17 protein-coding genes and 1 pseudogene are annotated in these 17,919 nt (G+C 72.5%); 11 read left to right on the top strand and 7 right to left on the bottom strand.

Annotated features, from left to right (window positions below; translation table 11 throughout):
- The gene (gene sucB / locus ACFQPD_RS00940; protein ID WP_385897441.1) at positions 1 to 1,803 is read left to right on the top strand and encodes a 2-oxoglutarate dehydrogenase, E2 component, dihydrolipoamide succinyltransferase; all 1,803 of its coding nucleotides are present in this window, start codon (positions 1 to 3) and stop codon (positions 1,801 to 1,803) included.
- 63 nt (positions 1,804 to 1,866) lie between these two features.
- On the opposite strand, the gene ACFQPD_RS00935 is transcribed toward sucB, so the two are convergent.
- On the bottom strand, positions 1,867 to 2,742 hold the full coding sequence (locus tag ACFQPD_RS00935; protein ID WP_385897438.1) for a MerR family transcriptional regulator: 876 nt from the start codon (positions 2,740 to 2,742) through the stop codon (positions 1,867 to 1,869).
- A gap of 123 nt (positions 2,743 to 2,865) precedes the next feature.
- On the opposite strand from ACFQPD_RS00935, the pseudogene idi reads away from it, so the two are divergent.
- The 4 genes and pseudogenes from idi to ACFQPD_RS00915 all read left to right on the top strand — a co-directional run.
- Positions 2,866 to 3,408 (top strand): annotated as a pseudogene (gene idi / locus ACFQPD_RS00930) (isopentenyl-diphosphate Delta-isomerase); the annotation flags it as partial.
- Entirely contained in the window at positions 3,406 to 4,527 is a 1,122-nt protein-coding gene (locus tag ACFQPD_RS00925) for a polyprenyl synthetase family protein (protein WP_385897616.1), read from the top strand. The pseudogene idi and the gene ACFQPD_RS00925, both read left to right, overlap by 3 nt.
- Positions 4,527 to 6,029, top strand: a complete 1,503-nt coding sequence (gene crtI / locus ACFQPD_RS00920; protein ID WP_385897435.1) for a phytoene desaturase family protein — start codon at positions 4,527 to 4,529, stop codon at positions 6,027 to 6,029. Before ACFQPD_RS00925 ends, crtI begins: the two co-directional genes overlap by 1 nt.
- The gene (locus ACFQPD_RS00915; RefSeq protein WP_353082052.1) at positions 6,026 to 6,910 is read left to right on the top strand and encodes a phytoene/squalene synthase family protein; all 885 of its coding nucleotides are present in this window, start codon (positions 6,026 to 6,028) and stop codon (positions 6,908 to 6,910) included. The genes crtI and ACFQPD_RS00915 overlap by 4 nt, the downstream gene beginning before the upstream one ends.
- A 6-nt stretch (positions 6,911 to 6,916) precedes the next feature.
- On the opposite strand, the gene ACFQPD_RS00910 is transcribed toward ACFQPD_RS00915, so the two are convergent.
- Genes ACFQPD_RS00910 through ACFQPD_RS00895 form a run of 4 tightly spaced genes read right to left on the bottom strand, consistent with a single transcriptional unit; the run spans position 6,917 to position 10,905 of the window.
- A complete protein-coding gene (locus tag ACFQPD_RS00910; protein ID WP_385897432.1) occupies positions 6,917 to 8,419 on the bottom strand; it encodes an FAD-dependent oxidoreductase in 1,503 nt (500 codons plus the stop codon).
- On the bottom strand, positions 8,416 to 9,141 hold the full coding sequence (locus ACFQPD_RS00905) for a class I SAM-dependent methyltransferase (RefSeq protein WP_385897429.1): 726 nt from the start codon (positions 9,139 to 9,141) through the stop codon (positions 8,416 to 8,418). Before ACFQPD_RS00905 ends, ACFQPD_RS00910 begins: the two co-directional genes overlap by 4 nt.
- The gene (locus tag ACFQPD_RS00900; RefSeq protein ID WP_385897426.1) at positions 9,138 to 10,181 is read right to left on the bottom strand and encodes an NAD(P)H-binding protein; all 1,044 of its coding nucleotides are present in this window, start codon (positions 10,179 to 10,181) and stop codon (positions 9,138 to 9,140) included. Before ACFQPD_RS00900 ends, ACFQPD_RS00905 begins: the two co-directional genes overlap by 4 nt.
- A gap of 1 nt (position 10,182) precedes the next feature.
- Positions 10,183 to 10,905, bottom strand: a complete 723-nt coding sequence (locus ACFQPD_RS00895) for a CPBP family intramembrane glutamic endopeptidase (RefSeq protein ID WP_385897423.1) — start codon at positions 10,903 to 10,905, stop codon at positions 10,183 to 10,185.
- A 112-nt stretch (positions 10,906 to 11,017) separates the two neighbouring features.
- Between ACFQPD_RS00895 and ACFQPD_RS00890 the strand changes: the two genes are divergently transcribed.
- Both ACFQPD_RS00890 and lipB read left to right on the top strand, forming a co-directional pair.
- Complete coding sequence (locus tag ACFQPD_RS00890; protein WP_385897421.1) at positions 11,018 to 11,752, top strand: DUF554 domain-containing protein; 735 nt, start codon at positions 11,018 to 11,020, stop codon at positions 11,750 to 11,752.
- Between the two features lie 22 nt (positions 11,753 to 11,774).
- Positions 11,775 to 12,416: a lipoyl(octanoyl) transferase LipB gene (gene lipB / locus ACFQPD_RS00885; protein WP_385897419.1), complete on the top strand. Its 642-nt coding sequence runs from the start codon at positions 11,775 to 11,777 to the stop codon at positions 12,414 to 12,416.
- A gap of 1 nt (position 12,417) precedes the next feature.
- Here lipB and ACFQPD_RS00880 read toward each other — a convergent pair whose 3' ends face one another.
- Positions 12,418 to 13,080, bottom strand: coding sequence for an EamA family transporter (locus tag ACFQPD_RS00880; RefSeq protein ID WP_385897416.1), 663 nt, complete (start codon positions 13,078 to 13,080; stop codon positions 12,418 to 12,420).
- A 58-nt stretch (positions 13,081 to 13,138) separates the two neighbouring features.
- Between ACFQPD_RS00880 and ACFQPD_RS00875 the strand changes: the two genes are divergently transcribed.
- From ACFQPD_RS00875 to ACFQPD_RS00860, 4 genes are all read left to right on the top strand, one after another.
- On the top strand, positions 13,139 to 14,083 hold the full coding sequence (locus ACFQPD_RS00875) for a lipoyl synthase (RefSeq protein WP_385897414.1): 945 nt from the start codon (positions 13,139 to 13,141) through the stop codon (positions 14,081 to 14,083).
- 4 nt (positions 14,084 to 14,087) lie between these two features.
- Positions 14,088 to 14,843: a DUF4191 domain-containing protein gene (locus ACFQPD_RS00870; protein WP_385897412.1), complete on the top strand. Its 756-nt coding sequence runs from the start codon at positions 14,088 to 14,090 to the stop codon at positions 14,841 to 14,843.
- Between the two features lie 3 nt (positions 14,844 to 14,846).
- Positions 14,847 to 16,610, top strand: coding sequence for an ABC-F family ATP-binding cassette domain-containing protein (locus ACFQPD_RS00865; RefSeq protein ID WP_385897409.1), 1,764 nt, complete (start codon positions 14,847 to 14,849; stop codon positions 16,608 to 16,610).
- Positions 16,611 to 16,899: 289 nt separating this feature from the next.
- Positions 16,900 to 17,211 carry a GIY-YIG nuclease family protein gene (locus ACFQPD_RS00860; RefSeq protein WP_385897407.1) on the top strand — a complete coding sequence of 104 codons (312 nt, stop codon included), beginning with the start codon at positions 16,900 to 16,902 and terminating at the stop codon, positions 17,209 to 17,211.
- A gap of 232 nt (positions 17,212 to 17,443) precedes the next feature.
- Here the strand turns inward: ACFQPD_RS00860 and ACFQPD_RS00855 are convergent, their stop codons facing one another.
- The gene (locus ACFQPD_RS00855; RefSeq protein ID WP_385897404.1) at positions 17,444 to 17,866 is read right to left on the bottom strand and encodes an RDD family protein; all 423 of its coding nucleotides are present in this window, start codon (positions 17,864 to 17,866) and stop codon (positions 17,444 to 17,446) included.
- Between the last annotated feature and the right edge of the window lie 53 nt (positions 17,867 to 17,919).

Below are 17,919 nucleotides of genomic sequence, written 5' to 3'. Positions count from 1 at the left end.
ATGTCAACCGAAGTCACCCTCCCGGCACTGGGCGAATCCGTCACGGAAGGCACCATCTCCCGCTGGTTGAAGGCCGTCGGGGACACCGTCGAGGTGGACGAGCCGTTGCTCGAGGTCTCCACCGACAAGGTGGACACCGAGATCCCCAGCCCCGTCGCCGGAACCGTCCTCGAGATCAGGTTCCAGGAGGATGACGTGGCCGAGGTCGGCGCCGTCCTCGCGGTCATCGGAGAGGCCGACGAGGCCGCCGCGCAGCCGGCCGCCGAAGCCCCCGCGGAGGAGGCTGCTCCCGCTCCCGAGCCCGAGGCCACCGCCGAGGAGACCCCGGTCGCCGAGGCACCGGCGGAGGAGGAGCCGGCCCCGGAGCCGGAGCAGGTGACCGAGCAGGCCCCCGCCGCGCAGGCCTCCGGGCCCGCCACCGGCACGGAGGTGACCCTGCCCGCGCTGGGCGAGTCGGTCACCGAGGGCACGGTGTCGCGGTGGCTCAAGAACGTCGGTGACACCGTCGAGGCGGACGAGCCGCTGCTCGAGGTCTCCACCGACAAGGTCGACACCGAGATCCCCAGCCCCGCCGCCGGCACGCTGCTCGAGATCCGGTTCAAGGAGGACGAGGTGGCCGAGGTCGGCGCCGTCCTCGCCATCATCGGCGACGCCGAGGCCCAGCCCGCGGCTGCCGAGCCGACGCCGGAGCCCAAGCCCGAGCCGAAGCCCGAGCCGAAGCCCGAGCCGAAGCCCGAGCCGAAGCCCGAGCCGAAGCCAGAACCCAAGCCCGAGCCGAAGGCCGAGCCCGCCGCGCAGCCCGCGCACTCCCCCGCCGTCGAGGCCGCCGTGGCCCGCCGCGCGGCCGAGGCGTCCGGCGACGGCACCTACGTCACCCCGCTGGTGCGCAAGCTCGCCAAGGAGCACGGCGTCGAACTGACCAGCGTCAAGGGCACCGGCGTCGGCGGCCGCATCCGCAAGCAGGACGTCCTGGAGGCTGCCGAGGCCGCCAAGAAGGCCAAGGAGGCGCCGGCTCCCGCGGCCGCGCCGGCCGCGCAGTCCGCGCCCGCGGCCGCTGCGAAGCCCGCAGCCGCCCCGCAGGTCCGTGGCACCACCGAGAAGCTCTCCCGGCTGCGGCGCACCATCGCGGCGCGCATGGTGGAGTCGCTCCAGGTGTCCGCGCAGCTCACCGCGACGGTCGAGGTCGACGTCACCGCGATCAGCCACATCCGTGGCCAGGTGAAGGACGACTTCAAGAAGCGCGAGGGCGTGTCGCTGTCCTACCTGCCGTTCATCACGGCGGCCGCGGTCGAGGCACTCAAGCAGTTCCCGGTCGTCAACGCCACGATCGACACGGAGGCCGGCACCGTCACCTACGCCGACGGCGAGCACATCGGCATCGCGGTGGACACCGAGAAGGGCCTGCTCGTCCCCGTCATCAAGGACGCCGGCGATCTCAACCTCACCGGCCTGGCCAAGAAGATCGCCGACCTCGCCGCCCGCACCCGGGCGAGCAAGGTGAACCCGGACGAGCTGTCCGGCGGGACCTTCACGATCACCAACTACGGGTCGGCAGGCACGCTGTTCGACACGCCGATCATCAACCAGCCCCAGGTGGCCATCCTCGGCACCGGCGCGCTCGTCAAGCGCCCCGTCGTCGTGGAGGACCGCTTCGGCAACGAGTCGATTGCGGTGCGGCACATGATGTACCTGTCGCTCAGCTACGACCACCGCCTCATCGACGGCGCGGTCGCGGCCCGGTTCCTGTCGTCCGTGAAGGAGCGGCTGGAGGACGGCGACTTCGGGGGCGAGTTCGGCCTCTGATCGACGCGATCCGACGGGCGTCATCCCTCGCGGGGTGGCGCCCGTCGTCGCGTCTCCGCGGCGTCAGAGTCGGCCGGCGGCGAGGCTGCGGTGGAGCAGTGCGGCGGCCTCCGCGACGCGGTCCGGCAGCGGGTGGGCGCCGTCGACGGCGTCGCGCAGCGATCCCCCGACCCACACCGACAGCGGCGGCGAGACCCGGCGCAGCGCGTCGATCAGTTCCTGCGTGACGGGCAGCGTGGTCGTCGACGTGACGCCGACGACTGCGGCGCGGGCACGGCGCCGCTCGGCGGCCAGCACCCACTCGCCGGTCGGGATGTCGGACCCCAGGTAGACCACCTCGACGCCGCGGCGCCGCAGGCAGGTGGCGAAGCAGAGCAGGGCGAGCTGGTGCCGGTCGCCGGCCGGGAGCCCCACGAGGACGGCCGGGCCGCCCGCCGTCGCAGGGGCGGCGTCGAAGACTGCCGCGACGGCGCGCATCAGCCCGGCACTCGCGAAGTGTTCCTGGGCGACGGACAACTCGCCGCTCTCCCATGCCTGTCCGAGCCGCACGAGCTGCGGGAGGATCCAGTCGTCGGCCACGTCCTCGAACGGCCCGCTGGCGAGCGCGCGGCCGAGGACGTCGGCGAGCGCCGCAGGTTCCAGCGACGCGGCGGCGGCGACGAACTCGGCCCCGTCGGGCCGGGCGGACACGGAGCCGGCGCCCTCCGGAGGCGCGGGCACCGGGGTGAACTCGACGACCGTGGCGGCGGCACGCGATGCCGGTACCCCCGCCTCGACCAGTGCGGCCATCTCCCGCAGCACCGCGAGCTGGGCGTCGTCGTAGAGGCGGTAACCGCCGGACGACCGCACGGGGCGCACGACCTCGTAGCGGCGCTCCCAGACCCGGAGTGTCGCCTCAGCGACCCCGGTGAGGGCGGCCACCTGCTTGACTGTGTACATCGCTTCATCTCCCGCCGACATCGCACACCGTAGCAAACCCTGGACAAACCTTCGTCACATCTTGCCTCATCGCAGCGGCCCCGCTAAGGTCGTCCCAAGGTTCGACAAACATTGGACACAGCCATGATCGCAGATCGACACCGCGAGGCGGCCCCGCCGGCCGCCGGGGAGCCAGACGACGTCGTGCTCCTCGCCGAGGACGGCACCCCCATCGGGCGTGCGGACCGCATGCAGGTGCACACCACCGACACCCCGCTCCACCTCGCCTTCTCGACGTACGTGTTCAACGCACGCGGCGAGGTCCTGGTCACGCGCCGGGCGTTGGCCAAGAAGACCTGGCCCGGGGTGTGGACCAACTCGTGCTGCGGCCACCCCAAGCCCGGGGAGTCGCTGGAGGAGGCGGCCCGGCGCCGGATCCGCGAGGAGCTGGGGCTGCACGTCGGCCCGCTCACCCCGCTGGTGCCGGACTTCCGCTACCGGGCGACCGACGCCTCGGGCATCGTCGAGAACGAGATCTGCCCGGTGTTCGCGGCCTTCGTGCCCGACGAGCAGCCGACGCCAGACCCGGGCGAGGTCGCGGAGTGGAGGTGGGTGCCGTGGGAGAAGCTTGCGGACGCCATCACCGCGACCCCGCACGTGTACAGCCCGTGGGCCGCGCTCCAGGTGCCGCTCATCGCCGCCGGCCACCCGGACGCCGCGTGGCGGGCCACTCCCCCGTCGGTGGACGTCGGCTCCGCCATCGGCGACGTCGATGCGCTGCTCACCGCGGAGCTGGAGTCGCTGGCCATCGAGTGGCGCGAGTACGCCGGCGACCTGGGCCTCGACGTCCTGCCCGCCGACCTCCCCCGTTGGCTCGGCTCGCTGCTGGTCGGCCACGGCAAGCGGCTCCGCGTCGCCCTGGCCTACTGGGGCTTCATCGCCGCGGGCGGCGTCCACGGCTCGACCGGCTACCGCAACCTCGTCCGGGTGGCGGCCGCCCTCGAGACGCTGCATCTCTTCGCGCTCATCCACGACGACGTCATGGACGAGTCGGACTCGCGCCGCGGCCGCCCGTCCGCGCACCGTCAGGCCGCCCGGTGGCATCGCTCCGCCACCGCCTTCGGCGACCGCGAGGTGTTCGGCCGCAACCTCGCCATCCTGCTCGGCGACCTCGCCCACACCATGGCGGACCGGCTCGTCGACGGGCTACCGCAGCCCCTGCGGGACCTCTGGTACGTGCTCTCGGTGGAACTCATCGCCGGGCAGCGGGCGGACCTCACCGGAGCGGCAGCCGCGCGGCGCGACCGGGGCCACGCCGAGTACATCGCCCGCGCCAAGACCGGCCGCTACACCGTCGCCAGGCCGCTGCAGCTGGGCGCGACCGCGGCCGGCGCCACCGCGAAGGCGGTCGCGACGCTCCTCGAGTGCGGCGACCACCTCGGCCGCGCGTTCGCCCTGCGCGACGAGTACCTCGGCGTCTGGGGGGATCCCGACATCACGGGCAAGCCCGCCGGCGACGACCTCAGCGAGGCCAAGGCCACCGTCCTGCTGTCGCTGGCCGGCGACCGGCTCACCGGCCCGGACGCCGAGCTCGTCGCCCGCGTCGGCACTCCGGCGTTCGGCCGCGACGACGTCGCCCCCCTCGCCGACGCCATGCGCGCCGCCGGCGTGGCCGACGAGCTGGAGGCGATGATCGCCGACGCCGTCGCCGAGGGACTCGCCTGCCTCGACACCCTGCCACTCACCGCGGCCGGCGTCACCGGCCTCCGCGACACCGCCCACTCACTCGCATGGAGGGACGCCTGATGCGTCGACCCGCACCCCGCGCCACCACCCCCCGCACCGTCGTCGTCGTCGGCGCGGGCCTGTCCGGCCTCGCCGCCGCGCTGCACCTCGCCGGCGCCGGGCATCGCGTCACCGTCCTCGAGCGCGAGGCCATCCCCGGCGGGCGGAACGGCTCGCTCGAGAAGGACGGCTTCCGCTTCGACACCGGCCCCACAGTGTTCACGATGGTGTCGCTGCTCGAGGAGGCGTTCGCCGCCGTCGGCCGTCGCGTGTCGGACTACGTGACGCTCCAGCTGCTCGACCCGGCCTACCACGCGCACTTCGCCGACGGCTCGACGCTGCTCGTCCGGCCCGGTCACGAGGCGATGCGCGAGGAGATCCTCGCCCAGAGCGGCGCGAAGGACGCCGCCGCCTTCGACCGGTTCGTCGACTGGCTCAAGCGCCTCAACGACGTCGAGCTGCCGCACTTCATCGACGCGAACTTCAACTCCCCGCTCAGTCTGTTCCGCTCACCGCGGGCCGCGCTTGAGCTGGTCCGGCTCGGGGGCTTCGGCCGCCTCGGCCCCACCGTCGCGCGCCGCTTCGACGACGAGCGCCTGCACCGGGTGTTCAGCTTCCAGGCCATGTACGCCGGGCTCGCGCCCGCGCAGGCGCTGGCCCTGTACGCCGTCATCACCTACATGGATTCGATCGAGGGCGTCTTCTTCCCCGAGGGGGGCATGCACGCGGTCCCGCGCGCCATGGCCGCCGCGGCCACCGACGCGGGCGTCGAGATCCGCTACTCCAGCCCGGTGGACCGGGTGGAGCGCCGCGGCGACGGGTCGGCGTCGGGTGTGCGGCTGGCCGACGGCTCGCTCGTCCCCGCGGACGCCGTCGTCGTCACCGCCGACCTGCCCGTAGCCTATGAGCGTCTACTCCCCGGCCTGCCGGCGCCCCGGGTGGCGCGCCGTGGGAAGTACTCGCCGAGCGCGCTGGTCTGGCACGTCGGGGTGAAGGGCGACCTCCCCCAGGGGGTCGGTCACCACAACATCTACTTCGGACGCGCCTGGGACGAGTCGTTCCGCGAGCTGCTCGACGACGGGGTAGCGATGACGGACCCATCGCGGTTCCTGTCCGTGCCGTCCCTGGACGACCCCGCGGCCGCCCCGGCCGGCCACCACACGCTGTACTACCTCGAACCGGTGCCGAACCTGCACGTCGGCCGAATGGACTGGGCGACGGAGGGACCGCGGCTGCGCGAACGCATGCTCGGCACCCTCGACCGGCTGGGCTACCCCACCGACATCGTGACCGAGGAGCTCGTCACGCCCGTCGACTGGGAGCGGCAGGGCATGGCGGCCGGCACGCCCTTCGCGCTCGCCCACACCTTCCCGCAGACCGGCCCGTTCCGCCCCCGCAACGTGGACCGTCGCGTCCCGGGCCTGGTGTTCGCCGGCTCCGGCACCACCCCCGGTGTCGGGATCCCCATGGTCCTGGTGTCCGGCAAGCTGGCCGCCGCCCGCGTCGCGGAGCTGGGCCGATGAGCGCGGCCCAGGAGGCGGGGTACCGACGCTGCGCGCAGCTCACCCGCGACTACGGCACCACGTACTACTGGGGCGCGCGGCTCCTGCCCCAGCAGCAGCGCCGCGACGTCTACACCGTCTACGCCCTGTGCCGCCTCGCCGACGACATCGTCGACGAGCCCGAGAAGGTGCAGACCGAGGACTGCGCCGTCCCGCGCGACGGCACGTCGGCCGAGCGGCTGGAGGCGTTCCGGCACACGTTCTTCGACGCGCTGGCCCGCGGCGAGGCCGAGCAGCCGGTCATGTCCGCCATCGTCGAGAGCATCGGGCGCCGCGGCACGGACCCCGAGTGCTTCGAGCGCTTCTTCGACGCGATGGCCGCGGACCTCACCACCTCGTCGTGGGCCACCTGGTCGGACCTCCGCGACGGCTACATGGAGGGCTCGGCCGCCGTCATCGGCGAGATGATGCTGCCCGTCCTGGAGCCCTACACGCAGGACGCCAAGGAACCCGCCCGGGCGCTCGGCCACGCGTTCCAGCTCACGAACTTCCTCCGCGACGTCGACGAGGACCTCGACCGCGGGCGCGTCTACCTGCCGCAGGAGGATCTCGCCCGGCACGGGGTCGACCCGTGGGAACGCCGGGTGACGCCGCAGTGGCAGGCCATGATGGCCGAACAGGTGGCCCGCAACCGGGCCCTGTATGCCGAGGCCCTGCCGGGGCTCGACATGCTGCCCCCCGCGTCGCGGCGCTGCGTCGGAACGGCCCTGGTGCTGTACCGGCGGATCCTCGACCGGATCGAGGACGCCGGGTACGACGTGTTCCACGGCCGCATCCGGGTGCCGGGCCGGGAGAAGGCCGCCGTGACGCTGCGCGCGCTCAGCGGCTCCCTGCCCGTCTAGTTCCGGTCAGCGGGCCAGGATGCCCGTCATCGGCACGGTCCAGAGGTCATGCCCCTGGGCGCCCCAGCCCTCCAGCAGCGCGTTGGCGGCGACGAAGCCGGTGGTCGCGGCGCGCTCCATGAGCGCCACCGGATAGTCGCACCGCACCCAGTCCCCCGCCAGCATCAGGCGGGGCGACGGCGTGCGGACACCGGGCCGGTCCATCCAGCGCTGCGGGCCGATCAGCGTGCAGTCGTCGCGCACCAGCACCTCGCGGTGGGCGACGCCGGCCGTCCTGGTCTCGGGGAAGATCCGGTGCAACTCGCTCTCGAGCCGCTCCACGACGGCGTCGCGGGCGGCGCCGTCGGTGGCCACTTCGGGCGCGCAGGCGTAGGCGTGCAGCTCCACGACCGAGCCGCCGTTGGCCTCAGTCCACCGCGCGGCGCCGTCCTCGAACCGCTCCAGCACCGACACGTTGTCCAGCGGACCGTAGCCGGAGGTGCCGACGAAGGCCGGTCGTTCGGCCGCGACCGGCCGGTCCAGCCACAGCCGCACGACGACGAACGGCGGCGCGTTGACCGTCCCCGCCACGCGACGCTGCCAGCCGCCCAGCCCGGAGCCGCCCAGCTCGCCGATGAGGGCCCGGCTGCTGCGCGGGTCGGTGGCGAGCACGACGGCGTCCGCGTCGAGCTGCTCGCCGTCGACGACGACGCAGGCGGACCCCTGGGCCAGCCCGATGGACTCGACGGTGCGGCCGAGCTGCACGTCCACGCCCAGACCGGCCACGTGCCGGCCGAGCGGCGCCCACAGGGCGGTGTCGTAGTCGTCGTCGGGCACGTCGAACAGCAGCCCCTCGGCCGAGCCCATGAAGTAGGTGTGGAACATGGCGACGAGCTCCCCGGCCGCGAACTCGCGGGGGTCGGCGAAGAAGGAGCGGGCGAAGACCTCCAGCGCGAGGTCGCGGGCGTCCGGCGGGAAGCGGAGGCGGTCGAGGAACTGGGCGGCGGACTCGCCGTCGTAGGCGGAGTAGGTGTCGCGGAACCGGACCCGCAGCAGTTCCAGCGCGGCCGCCACGTCGACCTTGGCCAGCGAGCCCAGGGTGAAGGAGGGGCTGCGCAGCACGAACTGCATGACGGACCAGGGTGGGGTGGTTGCCAGCCCGGTGAAGGAGTCCCGCAGGCCGTCGGGGCGCTGGAGCGGGTAGTCCTCGATCGGCACGAGGAACCCGAGCTGCGGATCGATCCGCGCGAGCAGCCCGCGCAGGTTGTAGTACTGGCGGAAGAAGGCATGGAAACCGCGGCTCATGGTGCGGCCGTCGTCCAGCGGCCAGGCGGCCACCCTGCCGCCGAGCCGATCCCCGGACTCCAGCAGCGTGACCCCCACGCCGCGCTCCGCGAGCGCCGTGGCGGCCGTCAGGCCCGCGATTCCCCCGCCGACCACCAGCGCCGTGCGGGGGTCCCGCACGCGCGGCGTTCCGGAGGGGCCGCGATGTCGGACGGCGCGGCGGTCTCGGCCGGGGTACTGGCTCATGCGTGCTCCTCGGGCTTGTGGGCGACGAAGGTGTGGAGGATGCCGCGCTGCCACCCGGCGGCGGTGCGGTGGGCGATGTCGACGAAGCCGGCGGCGGCGAGCCGCTGCATGAACCGGTCGACGGAATCGAAGTCGTGGACGCTGCGGCGCAGATAGCGGTAGAGCTCTGGGCCGCCGTCGAGCACCGATCCGAGCGGGATGATCACGCCGCGGCTGACGGCGTCCCAGACGAAGGCGGCCGCCGGGTCCCCCGCGACGGAGTACTCCTGCACGACGAGCCAGCCGCCCGGCCTCAGGAGCGCGAACACCTCCGCCACGGCCCGGTCCCGGTCCTCCTCCGGCACGTTGCGGAAGAGGTAGCAGGTCAGGATCCCGTCGCGGCCACCGTCGATGCGGTCGAGGTCGATCTCGCCGGCCCGCGCCTGGTCGAACGTGACGCGGCCCGGCCAGTGCTTGGCCCGCGCCTGCGCCAGCATCCCGCGCGACGCGTCGAGGCCGAGGATCTCGGTGCCAGGCGGCGACGCGTTGAGCAGCGCCTGCGTCGACGCCCCGGACCCACAGGCCAGGTCCAGCAGCCGCAGTCCTTCCCGCTCACCGACCCGGCCGATCAGCGCCTCCGCGGCGCGGCGCAGCTCGCGGTGGTAACCCGGGTTGAGCGCCACCAGCAGGTCGTAGCGCTTGGCCCCCCTGTCGAACGCCTGAGTCAGACGGTCGTCGATCATGCGGCTTCCCCCCTTCGCCGATCGCGCACGAGCCTAGCGATGGTGACCGACAGGATTGTGGAGGCCACCGCCAAACCGGCCGAGAGGCCGAAGCCCGCGACGCCGCCGCGCAGCGTCCGGCTCCACCAGTGCGGATCGATGCCGGCCGTGGCACGCCGGACGGCCTCGTCGAAACCGACGGTGCCGCCGGGCGGCTCCCCGAGCAGGGTGCGGGCGTCGTCGTCGTCCTTGACGGCGTCGTGGATGAGGCTGCCGACCAGCGGCCGGGCGATCCCGGCGTCCACGGGGGTGACCAGGCCGACCCAGTGCGACGCGAGGCCGGGCGTGAGCACGGGCAGGGTCCAGATGTGCCGCGGGCGCAGGCCGGTCACCTGGGCGTAGCGGCGCATCATGTCGACGTACGTCATGCGCTCGTCCATGCCGACGTCGATGGTGCGGTTGACCTCCGGGGGCAGGTCGGCGGCGCTGCGCAGGTAGAACAGCACGTCGTCGACGGCGATGGGCTGGATGCGGTTGCGCAGCCAGCGCGGCCCCACCGCCACCGGCAGCCGCTCCGTGAGGTGGCGCAGCATGTCGAACGAGGCCGAGCCGGCGCCCAGCACCACCCCCGCCTGCAGCACGGCCGTCGGCACCCCGGAGCCCAGGAGGATCTCCCCGACCTCCACGCGCGAGGCCAGGTGGTCCGACAGCGGGCCGCGCGGGTGCAGCCCACTGAGGTAGACGATCCGGCCGACGGCGGCGTCGCGGGCGGCCTCGGCAAAGGTGGCCGCCAGTTCCCGGTCACGGGCCCGGTAGTCGCCCTTGCCGTCCATGGAGTGGAGCAGGTAATGCGCGACGTCGGCGCCCGTGAGGGCCCGCACGACGTCGGCGAAGTCGGCCGCGTCCCCGGTGACCACCTCGACGCGGTCCCGCCAGGCGGGATCGAGCTTCTGTGGCGACCGGGCGAGCACGCGGACGTGCCAGCCGGCGTCGAGGAGGACGGGTACGAGCGCGGCACCGATGTATCCGGTGGCGCCGGTAACGAGTGCGGTGCGGGGCACGTCAGCCTCCCAGGGCGAGCGTTGGCGGCAATAGGAACAGCATGCCGAGTGACCACGTGAGATGTGAGGCAATCGGCCCGAGAACCCCGCCGGTGACGCGGCGTTGCGCGGCCGTGAGCAGTCCGAGGCAGATCGCGGCGAAGGTCAGCAGGGGGACGCCGGTGAACAGCGTCGAGGCGGCGTACAGGGCGGTGGAGCCGATGCCGTTGACGCTGCGGGGCAGCGACGCATAGACCGCGCCGCGGAAGAACAACTCCTCCGCCACGCCGTTGACGGCCGTGATGAGCGCGACGATCCACAGGGAGCCGAAGCGGGCGTGGTCGAGGAGGTCCTCGACGGGCGCCGCCAGGAGCGGGATCCGGTCCACGACGAGAGCTCCGGCGAGGAAGACACCCAGCAGCATGAGGCCGAGCAGCACGCCTTGGACGACGCCGCGGCTGCGGCCGCCGTCGCGCGCGCGCCCCTCCCCCAGATACAGCGGGCCCGACGCCAGCGCGCCCACGACCCACAGCGCGGCGACGCCCACGGTGGCCAGGTAGAACTCGCTCTCGCCCGGCGGGATCGCCAGCGCGAACCCCAGCGCCACCGCGCCGGCGACGATCGTCAGGGCGACGACGACGAGCCGCCGCAGCCGCTGGCCGGGGGTCTCGACCCGGGTGCGCTCCACGGGGTGCAGCAGCGCGGCGGCCAGGAACGCGCGCGGCTCGGCGAGGAATCGTCGCATGCCCGCTCCTTCCCGTCGCCGTCGCCCGCCAGCCTAAAGGTTAGACAAACCTGAGACAAACTAGGTGGACCCGTGTGTGGTTCAGCCTGCCCCATCTGGTTGGATGGCGGGCGTGTTCATCGGAGCCGGGACCGTCGTCAACGTCATCACCGTCGTGGTGGGGTCTCTCATCGGGATAGCCCTGGGCAACCGGATCCCGGAGACCACCAAGTCGACGGTGACCGCGGTCCTCGGGCTCGTCACGCTGGTGTTGGGCGGCATGTCGGTGGTGGCCATGAACTCTGAGGCGCTGCGCGAGGCGGTCGACGGCGCGGCCATGCTCGTCGTCCTGGCCGCCCTGCTCGTCGGGGCGCTGCTCGGGTCGTGGTTGCGCGTCGAGGACCGGCTCGAGCAGGGGGCGGGCTGGGTACGCGCCCGCTTCACCGCGTCCGGGGACGCGGCGCGCTTCGTGGACGGCATGGTCACCGCGACGCTCCTGTTCTGCGTCGGCCCGCTCGCCATCCTGGGCTCCCTGTCCGACGGGCTGGGGCGCGGCGCCGACCAGCTGCTGGTCAAGTCCGTGCTGGACGGCTTCGCCGCCATGGCGTTCGCGTCGACCCTCGGCTGGGGGGTCCTGGCGTCCGCCGGCGCCGTCGCGCTCATCCAGGGATCGCTGACCGCCGTCGGCTACTTCGTCGGCGACGTGCTCACCACCGCCCAGGTGGATGCGCTCACCGCGACTGGCGGCGTCGTGCTGCTGGCGCTCGGCCTGCGGCTGTTGGACCTCAAGCAGATCCCGGTGGGTGACCTGCTGCCGGCCCTGCTGCTGGCACCGCCGCTGGTCACGCTGGCCGCGGCCCTCGTCTGACGGCGGCGCTACCATCGGGCCCATGGTGGCGTTCGAGTACCGGGGGTTGGGCGAGTATCACGCCGACTACGAGGAGACCTGGCAGCGGCAGCGCGAGCTGCACGAGGCCGTCGCGGCGGGCGCCCCCGGCCGGATCATCTACGTCGAGCACGCCCCCGTCTACACGGCCGGCCGGCGCACCACCCCGGAGCAGCGGCCGCAGGACGGCACGCCGGTCATCGATGTGGACCGCGGTGGGCTGATCACCTACCACGGGCCGGGCCAGCTGGTGGGCTACCCGATCGTCCGGCTGCGCGACGGCGTGGGCGTCGTCGACTACGTCCGTGCGCTGGAGGCCGCCGTCATCGACCTGCTGGCCGGCTACGGCCTGGAGACCGGCCGCGTCGACGGCCGCACGGGCGTGTGGCTGGCGGCGGGCGAGGGCCGCCCGGAGCGCAAGATCTGCGCCATCGGCGTCCGGGTGGCGCGGCGGACCACCATGCACGGCTTCGCGCTCAACGTGCTGAGCTCCGCCGAGCGCTTCGGCAACATCATCCCCTGCGGCATCGCCGACGCAGGGGTGACGTCGATCGTCGAAGAACTGGGCGGGGACTGGACCGTGACCGGGGTCGCCGACGACCTCCGCGACCCCCTCACCCGGGCGCTGACCCCGCTGCTCGACTGAGTCACTCCGCGGCGTGTGCCGGGACACCCGGCCGCAGGGATGCCAGGACGACGGCGGCCAGCAGCAGCACGGCGCCCGCCAGCCCCGTGGGGCCGAGCCGCTCCCCCAACACCAGGAACGCGAGCGCCGCCCCTGTCAGCGGCTCGAGCAGCGCGACCATCACCCCGGTCGTGGAGCTCTGCGTCCGCAGCCCCCTCAGGTAGGCCAGGTAGGCGACGGCCGACGGGATGAGCCCGAGGGCCACCACCAGCGCGACGGCGCCCGGGGCCGGGTCGATCGTCACCCGCTCCCCCGTCGCCAGGGCCACCGCCAGCACCACGGCCCCGCCGAGCAGGAAGGCCAGACCGGACCCGGTGGCGTCGTCGTAGTCTCGCTCCGGACGCGCACCCAGCAGGCTGATGGCCGCGAACGCGGCGCAGGCGGCCATCGCCAGCACCCGCAGCCGCCCGGATCGGTGTCGCGGCAGCCGGACGCGGCCCGTGAGACCGGCCGCCGCGAGCAGCAGCAGCCCTCCGATGAGGATCCGGTAGCCAGCCACGGGCAGGAACCCGAGCCCCGAGGCGCGGTTGAGCAGCGTTCCCAGCGTGCCCGACGTCCCCCACGCGACCCCGGCCACCACCAGGAGCAACAGCCCAGACGTCTGCGGGGTGGCGGGTCTGAGCACCCGCTCAGCCTAACGTCGCGATCAGGGGGTTCCCGAACGGCCGGGGTAGGCTGTCCGGGTGACCGCAGTGCAGCCCGATGGACGTCGCCTCCTCCGTGTCGAGGCGAAGAACGCCGAGACCCCGATCGAGCGGAAGCCGTCGTGGATCCGCACCACCGCCAAGATGGGCCCCAACTATTCGGACCTGCAGAACATCGTGCGCGACGGCGACCTCCACACCGTGTGCCAGGAGGCCGGCTGCCCCAACATCTACGAGTGCTGGGAGGACCGCGAGTCCACCTTCCTCATCGGCGGAGACCAGTGCACGCGCCGCTGCGACTTCTGCCAGATCGAGTCGGCCAAGCCCGAGGGGTACGACCCGTCGGAGCCGCTGCGGGTCGCGGCGTCGGTGAGGAAGATGGGGCTGCGCTACGCCACCGTCACCGGCGTCTGCCGCGACGACCTCCCCGACGAGGGCGCCTGGTTGTATGCCGAAACCATCCGCCAGATCCACGCCCTCAACCCCGGTGTGGGCGTCGAGATGCTCGCCCCCGATTTTTCCGGCAAGGCCGAGCTGCTGGACCAGCTGTTCGAGGCCCGCCCTGAGGTGTTCGCGCACAACGTCGAGACCGTGCCGCGGATCTTCAAGCGCATCCGGCCCGGCTTCCGCTATGACCGGTCGCTGCGCGTGCTGACGATGTCGCGGGAGGCCGGGCTGGTGACCAAGTCCAACCTCATCCTCGGCATGGGCGAGACCCGCGAGGAGATCAGCCAGGCGCTGCGGGACCTGTACGACGCCGGCGCCGAGCTCATCACGATCACCCAGTACCTGCGCCCCAACGCGACCCTCCACCCGATCGACCGGTGGGTCACGCCCGAGGAGTTCGAGGACCTGGCGGAGGAGGCGAGAGGGATCGGATATTCTGGCGTGCTGTCCGGGCCGCTGGTCCGGTCCTCCTACCGCGCCGGTCGCCTGTACCGCACCGCGATGGATGCCCGCATGATGAAGGTTGAGACGGAGTAGATCGATGGCCAGCGAAAAAGCCAAGGCCCTGGCGGCCAAGCAGAAGGCGGAGCTGAAGGCCGCGAAGCTCGCGAAGAAGAATTCCACCAATCCGGCCGACTGGGGTTGGTGGCGGCAGCTGCGTGAGACGTACCGGATCACCGTGCAGTACGACACCGTGCTGCCGTGGTTGATGCTGGCCGGCTTCGTCGTGCCGTTCCTGGCGCTGCTGATCCTGGGCATCGTGCTCGAGGCGTGGATCGTGTGGGGCATCGTCGGCATCTCGGCCGGCGTGCTCGGCGCGCTGTCGGTGTTCACGTTGCGTGCCCGCAAGGCCGTCTACCGTCGCTTCGACGGGCAGGCCGGCTCGGCGGAGGTGGCCCTGCAGATGCTGCCGAAGAAGTGGATCTCCACCCCCGTCATCACCGCCACCCGGCAGCTGGACGCCGTCCACCGCACGCTCGGCCCCGGCGGCCTCGTGCTCATCGGCGAGGGCGACCCCGGCCGGCTCAAGCCGCTGCTGGCCAGCGAGAAGAAGAAGCACGAGCAGGTCGCCTACGGCGTGGACGTCATCATCGTGCAGATGGGCAAGGGCTCCGGCCAGATCCCGCTCGACAAGCTCGCCGACCACATCAAGAAGCTGCCGAACAAGCTGTCGGCCGCCAAGATCACCGAGGTGAACCAGCGGCTGCGTGCGCTCGACGCGATGCGGCCGAAAGCACCGATTCCGCGCGGGCCGATCCAGATGAAGGGCGCCCGGTCCGCGATGCGCGGCCGCTGATCCGTGGCCAATCTCGTCAACCTCGAAGGCGTCAGCCACGGCTTCGGGACCCGCATCCTGCTCGACAGCGTGTCCCTCGGACTGGGCGCCGGCGAGGTTATCGGCGTCGTCGGCCGTAACGGCGACGGGAAGACCACGCTGCTGCGGATCCTCACCCGCGAACTGGAGCCGGACTCCGGCCGCGTCACGGTCGCGACCAACTCGTCGATAGGCGTGCTCACGCAGGCCACCATCGGCGACGACGCCCAGACCATCCGGGACTGGATCGTCGACGGTGAGCCCGACCACGTGTGGGCGGCCGACGCCGACAAGCGCGCCGTCGTCGAAGCCCTCGTGGCCGACCTCGACCTCGACCGCCGGCTCGCCACCCTGTCGGGCGGCGAGCGGCGGCGGGTGGGCCTCGTCGCGGTGCTGCTCGGCCACCACGACCTCATCGTCCTCGACGAGCCGACCAACCACCTCGACGTCGAGGCCATCGCGTTCCTCGCCACACACCTGCAGGCGCGGACCCGCGCCGGACTGGCGATGCTCGTGGTCAGCCACGACCGCTGGTTCCTCGACGCCATCTGCACCCGGATCTGGGAGGTGCACGACGGCGTGGTCGACGCCTACGAGGGTGGTTACGCCGCGTACGTCCTGGCGCGCGTCGAACGGCAGCGTCAGGCGGCGGCCAACGAGTCGCGGCGGCGGAACCTCGCCCGCAAGGAGCTGGCGTGGCTGCGGCGCGGCGCGCCGGCACGCACCTCGAAGCCGAAGTTCCGCATCGACGCCGCCAACGTGCTCATCGCCGACGAGCCCGAGCCCCGCGACAAGCTGGCCCTGCAGCAGTTCGCGGTCACCCGCCTCGGCAAGGACGTGTTCGACCTCATCAACGTCCAGTACGCCGTCGATGATCGGACGCTGCTGGACCGGCTCACGTGGTCGATCGGGCCGGGCGACCGCATCGGGCTGGTCGGCGTCAACGGCGCCGGCAAGACCACGCTGCTGGACCTGCTCTCCGGGGACCGCTCCCCGCAGGGCGGCAAGGTCAGGCGCGGCAAGACGCTGCGGCTCGGCTACCTGTCGCAGACCGTGGGCGAGTTGGACGACGAGGACCGCGTGCTGGAGTCCGTCAAGCGGCTCAAGGAGGAGACGAAGCTCGCGACCGGTCGCGAGGCGAGCGCGTCGTCGCTGCTGGAGGAATTCGGTTTCACCGGCGACAAACTGGTGGCCCGCATCGGCGACCTCAGCGGCGGTGAGCGGCGTCGGCTGCAGTTCCTGCGCCTGCTGCTCGCGGAGCCGAACGTGCTGATCCTCGACGAGCCCACCAACGACCTCGACATCGACACCCTCACCGTCATCGAGGACTACCTCGACCGGTGGCCGGGGACGCTCATCGTCGTCAGCCACGACCGCTACTTCCTCGAGCGCATCACCGACTACACCTACGCGCTGCTCGGGGACGGGTCCTGCGTGCTGCTGCCGGGCGGGGTCGACGAGTATCTCGACCGCCGGGCGCGGTCGAAGGCTGCCGCCGGTTCGCGTCCGGGAGGGGCCGCCGTCGAGGCGTCCCGCTCCGACGCCGCCGCGGAGCGGCAGCGGAAGAAGGACCTGGCCCGCATCGAGGGACAGCTGGAGAAGGTCGCCGCCGAGATCGAGCGGCTGCACGCGACGATGGCGGAGGCGGCCACGGACTTCGCCCGCCTGGCCGAGCTGGATGCGCAGTTGCGCGACGCCGAGGCGCGCCACGAGCGTCTCGAGGAGGCGTGGCTGGAGACCGCCGACTGAAGAGCTATCGCTCCCTGAGGAGGCCCGTCGCGCAGCGACGGCCGTCCACCCCGCTCCCTGAGGAGGCCCGTCGCGCAGCGACGGCCGTGACCCCCGCTCCCTGAGGAGGCCCGTCGCGCAGCGACGGCCGTGACCCCCGCTCCCTGAGGAGGCCCGTCGCGCAGCGACGGCCGTCTCGAAGGGTCGTCACGTTTCATTTCCCACAGACTCGAGTTCGCACTACGCGCTGTTATCCACACGACATCGGAAGGGGTCCGAACTGCCCTTCGTCCCTGGTGACATGACGGGCATGGCATGGACCTACATCCTCGAATGCGCAGACGGCTTCTACTACGTGGGCTCGGCGCGGGACCTGGATCAACGGGCGTGGGAGCACGGGATCGGCTCCGGGTCCCGTTTCACGGCCAAGCGACTTCCCGTCAAGCTGGTGTGGGCCCAGGAGTTCGACAACATCGGCGAGGCGTACGCAATGGAACGTCGGCTGCACGGATGGAGTCGCGCCAAGAAGGCGGCACTCATCGCGGGACGGTTCGACGAGGTGAGTCGGCTGGCGCGACGGGGCGCCAGCCGTTCGCACGAGACTGATCGAAAGCGAGAGTAACGACCCTTCGAGACGATCGACGCTCCGCGCCGATCTCCTCAGGGATCGGGAGAGACGATCGACGCTCCGCGCCGATCTCCTCAGGGATCGGGAAAGACAATCGACGCTGCGCGCCGATCTCCTCAGGGACCGGGAAAGGCTGCCGACGCTGCGCGCCGATCTCCTCAGGGACCGGGAAAGACGATCGACGCTCCGCGCCGATCTCCTCAGGGATCGGGGGCAGGGGCGGCCGTCAGCGGCGGTTGACGACGACGGTGCCCAGGAGCAGGTCGGTCAGGGCCCGCCGCTCGGCGCCGACCACCATGGCGGGGATCACCAGACACTTCAGCGCGGTGCGCACGGCGGGGCGCCACCAGCCGAGCGGCCCGCCGTCGACCCTCACGATGCCGATCCGCGCGATCAGCTGCCCGAACGACCCACCCGCGAGCGCCGTCAGCAGGCTGGCCTCGACGAAGTACACCGCGAGGATCATGAACGACTCCCAGCCGGAACCCGTCATGACGTCGAACCCGAACAGGGCGATGGCAACGATCATGCTGGCGGCCCAGTCGCCGATCATGGCTGCCACGCGCGCCCGCCACGAGGCGAGGGATCCGGGGCCGGAGGGCGGGAGCCCGAGCGAGGCTCCAGGATGGTCGACGGGCGCGGCGGTCACGGCCGCGAGCCTAGCAGCGCTCGCCCGTTGTGCCGTCGGCGAACGATGTTGCT

It is taken from the genome of Tessaracoccus sp. O5.2 (assembly GCF_964266725.1).
Taxonomy (GTDB): Bacteria; Actinomycetota; Actinomycetes; order Propionibacteriales; family Propionibacteriaceae; genus Arachnia; species Arachnia lapidicapta.
Note: the sequence above shows the minus strand (reverse complement) of the source record. Positions and strands in the feature narration are given on the sequence as shown.

Bases quoted from the DNA above. Each gene is read 5' to 3' on its own strand.
- sucB (WP_385897441.1), top strand. From the start codon at position 1: ATGTCAACCGAAGTCACCCTCCCGGCACTGGGCGAATCCGTCACGGAA.
- ACFQPD_RS00935 (WP_385897438.1), bottom strand. From the start codon at position 2,742: ATGTACACAGTCAAGCAGGTGGCCGCCCTCACCGGGGTCGCTGAGGCG.
- crtI (WP_385897435.1), top strand. From the start codon at position 4,527: ATGCGTCGACCCGCACCCCGCGCCACCACCCCCCGCACCGTCGTCGTC.
- ACFQPD_RS00915 (WP_353082052.1), top strand. From the start codon at position 6,026: ATGAGCGCGGCCCAGGAGGCGGGGTACCGACGCTGCGCGCAGCTCACC.
- ACFQPD_RS00910 (WP_385897432.1), bottom strand. From the start codon at position 8,419: ATGAGCCAGTACCCCGGCCGAGACCGCCGCGCCGTCCGACATCGCGGC.
- ACFQPD_RS00905 (WP_385897429.1), bottom strand. From the start codon at position 9,141: ATGATCGACGACCGTCTGACTCAGGCGTTCGACAGGGGGGCCAAGCGC.
- ACFQPD_RS00895 (WP_385897423.1), bottom strand. From the start codon at position 10,905: ATGCGACGATTCCTCGCCGAGCCGCGCGCGTTCCTGGCCGCCGCGCTG.
- lipB (WP_385897419.1), top strand. From the start codon at position 11,775: ATGGTGGCGTTCGAGTACCGGGGGTTGGGCGAGTATCACGCCGACTAC.
- ACFQPD_RS00870 (WP_385897412.1), top strand. From the start codon at position 14,088: ATGGCCAGCGAAAAAGCCAAGGCCCTGGCGGCCAAGCAGAAGGCGGAG.
- ACFQPD_RS00860 (WP_385897407.1), top strand. From the start codon at position 16,900: ATGGCATGGACCTACATCCTCGAATGCGCAGACGGCTTCTACTACGTG.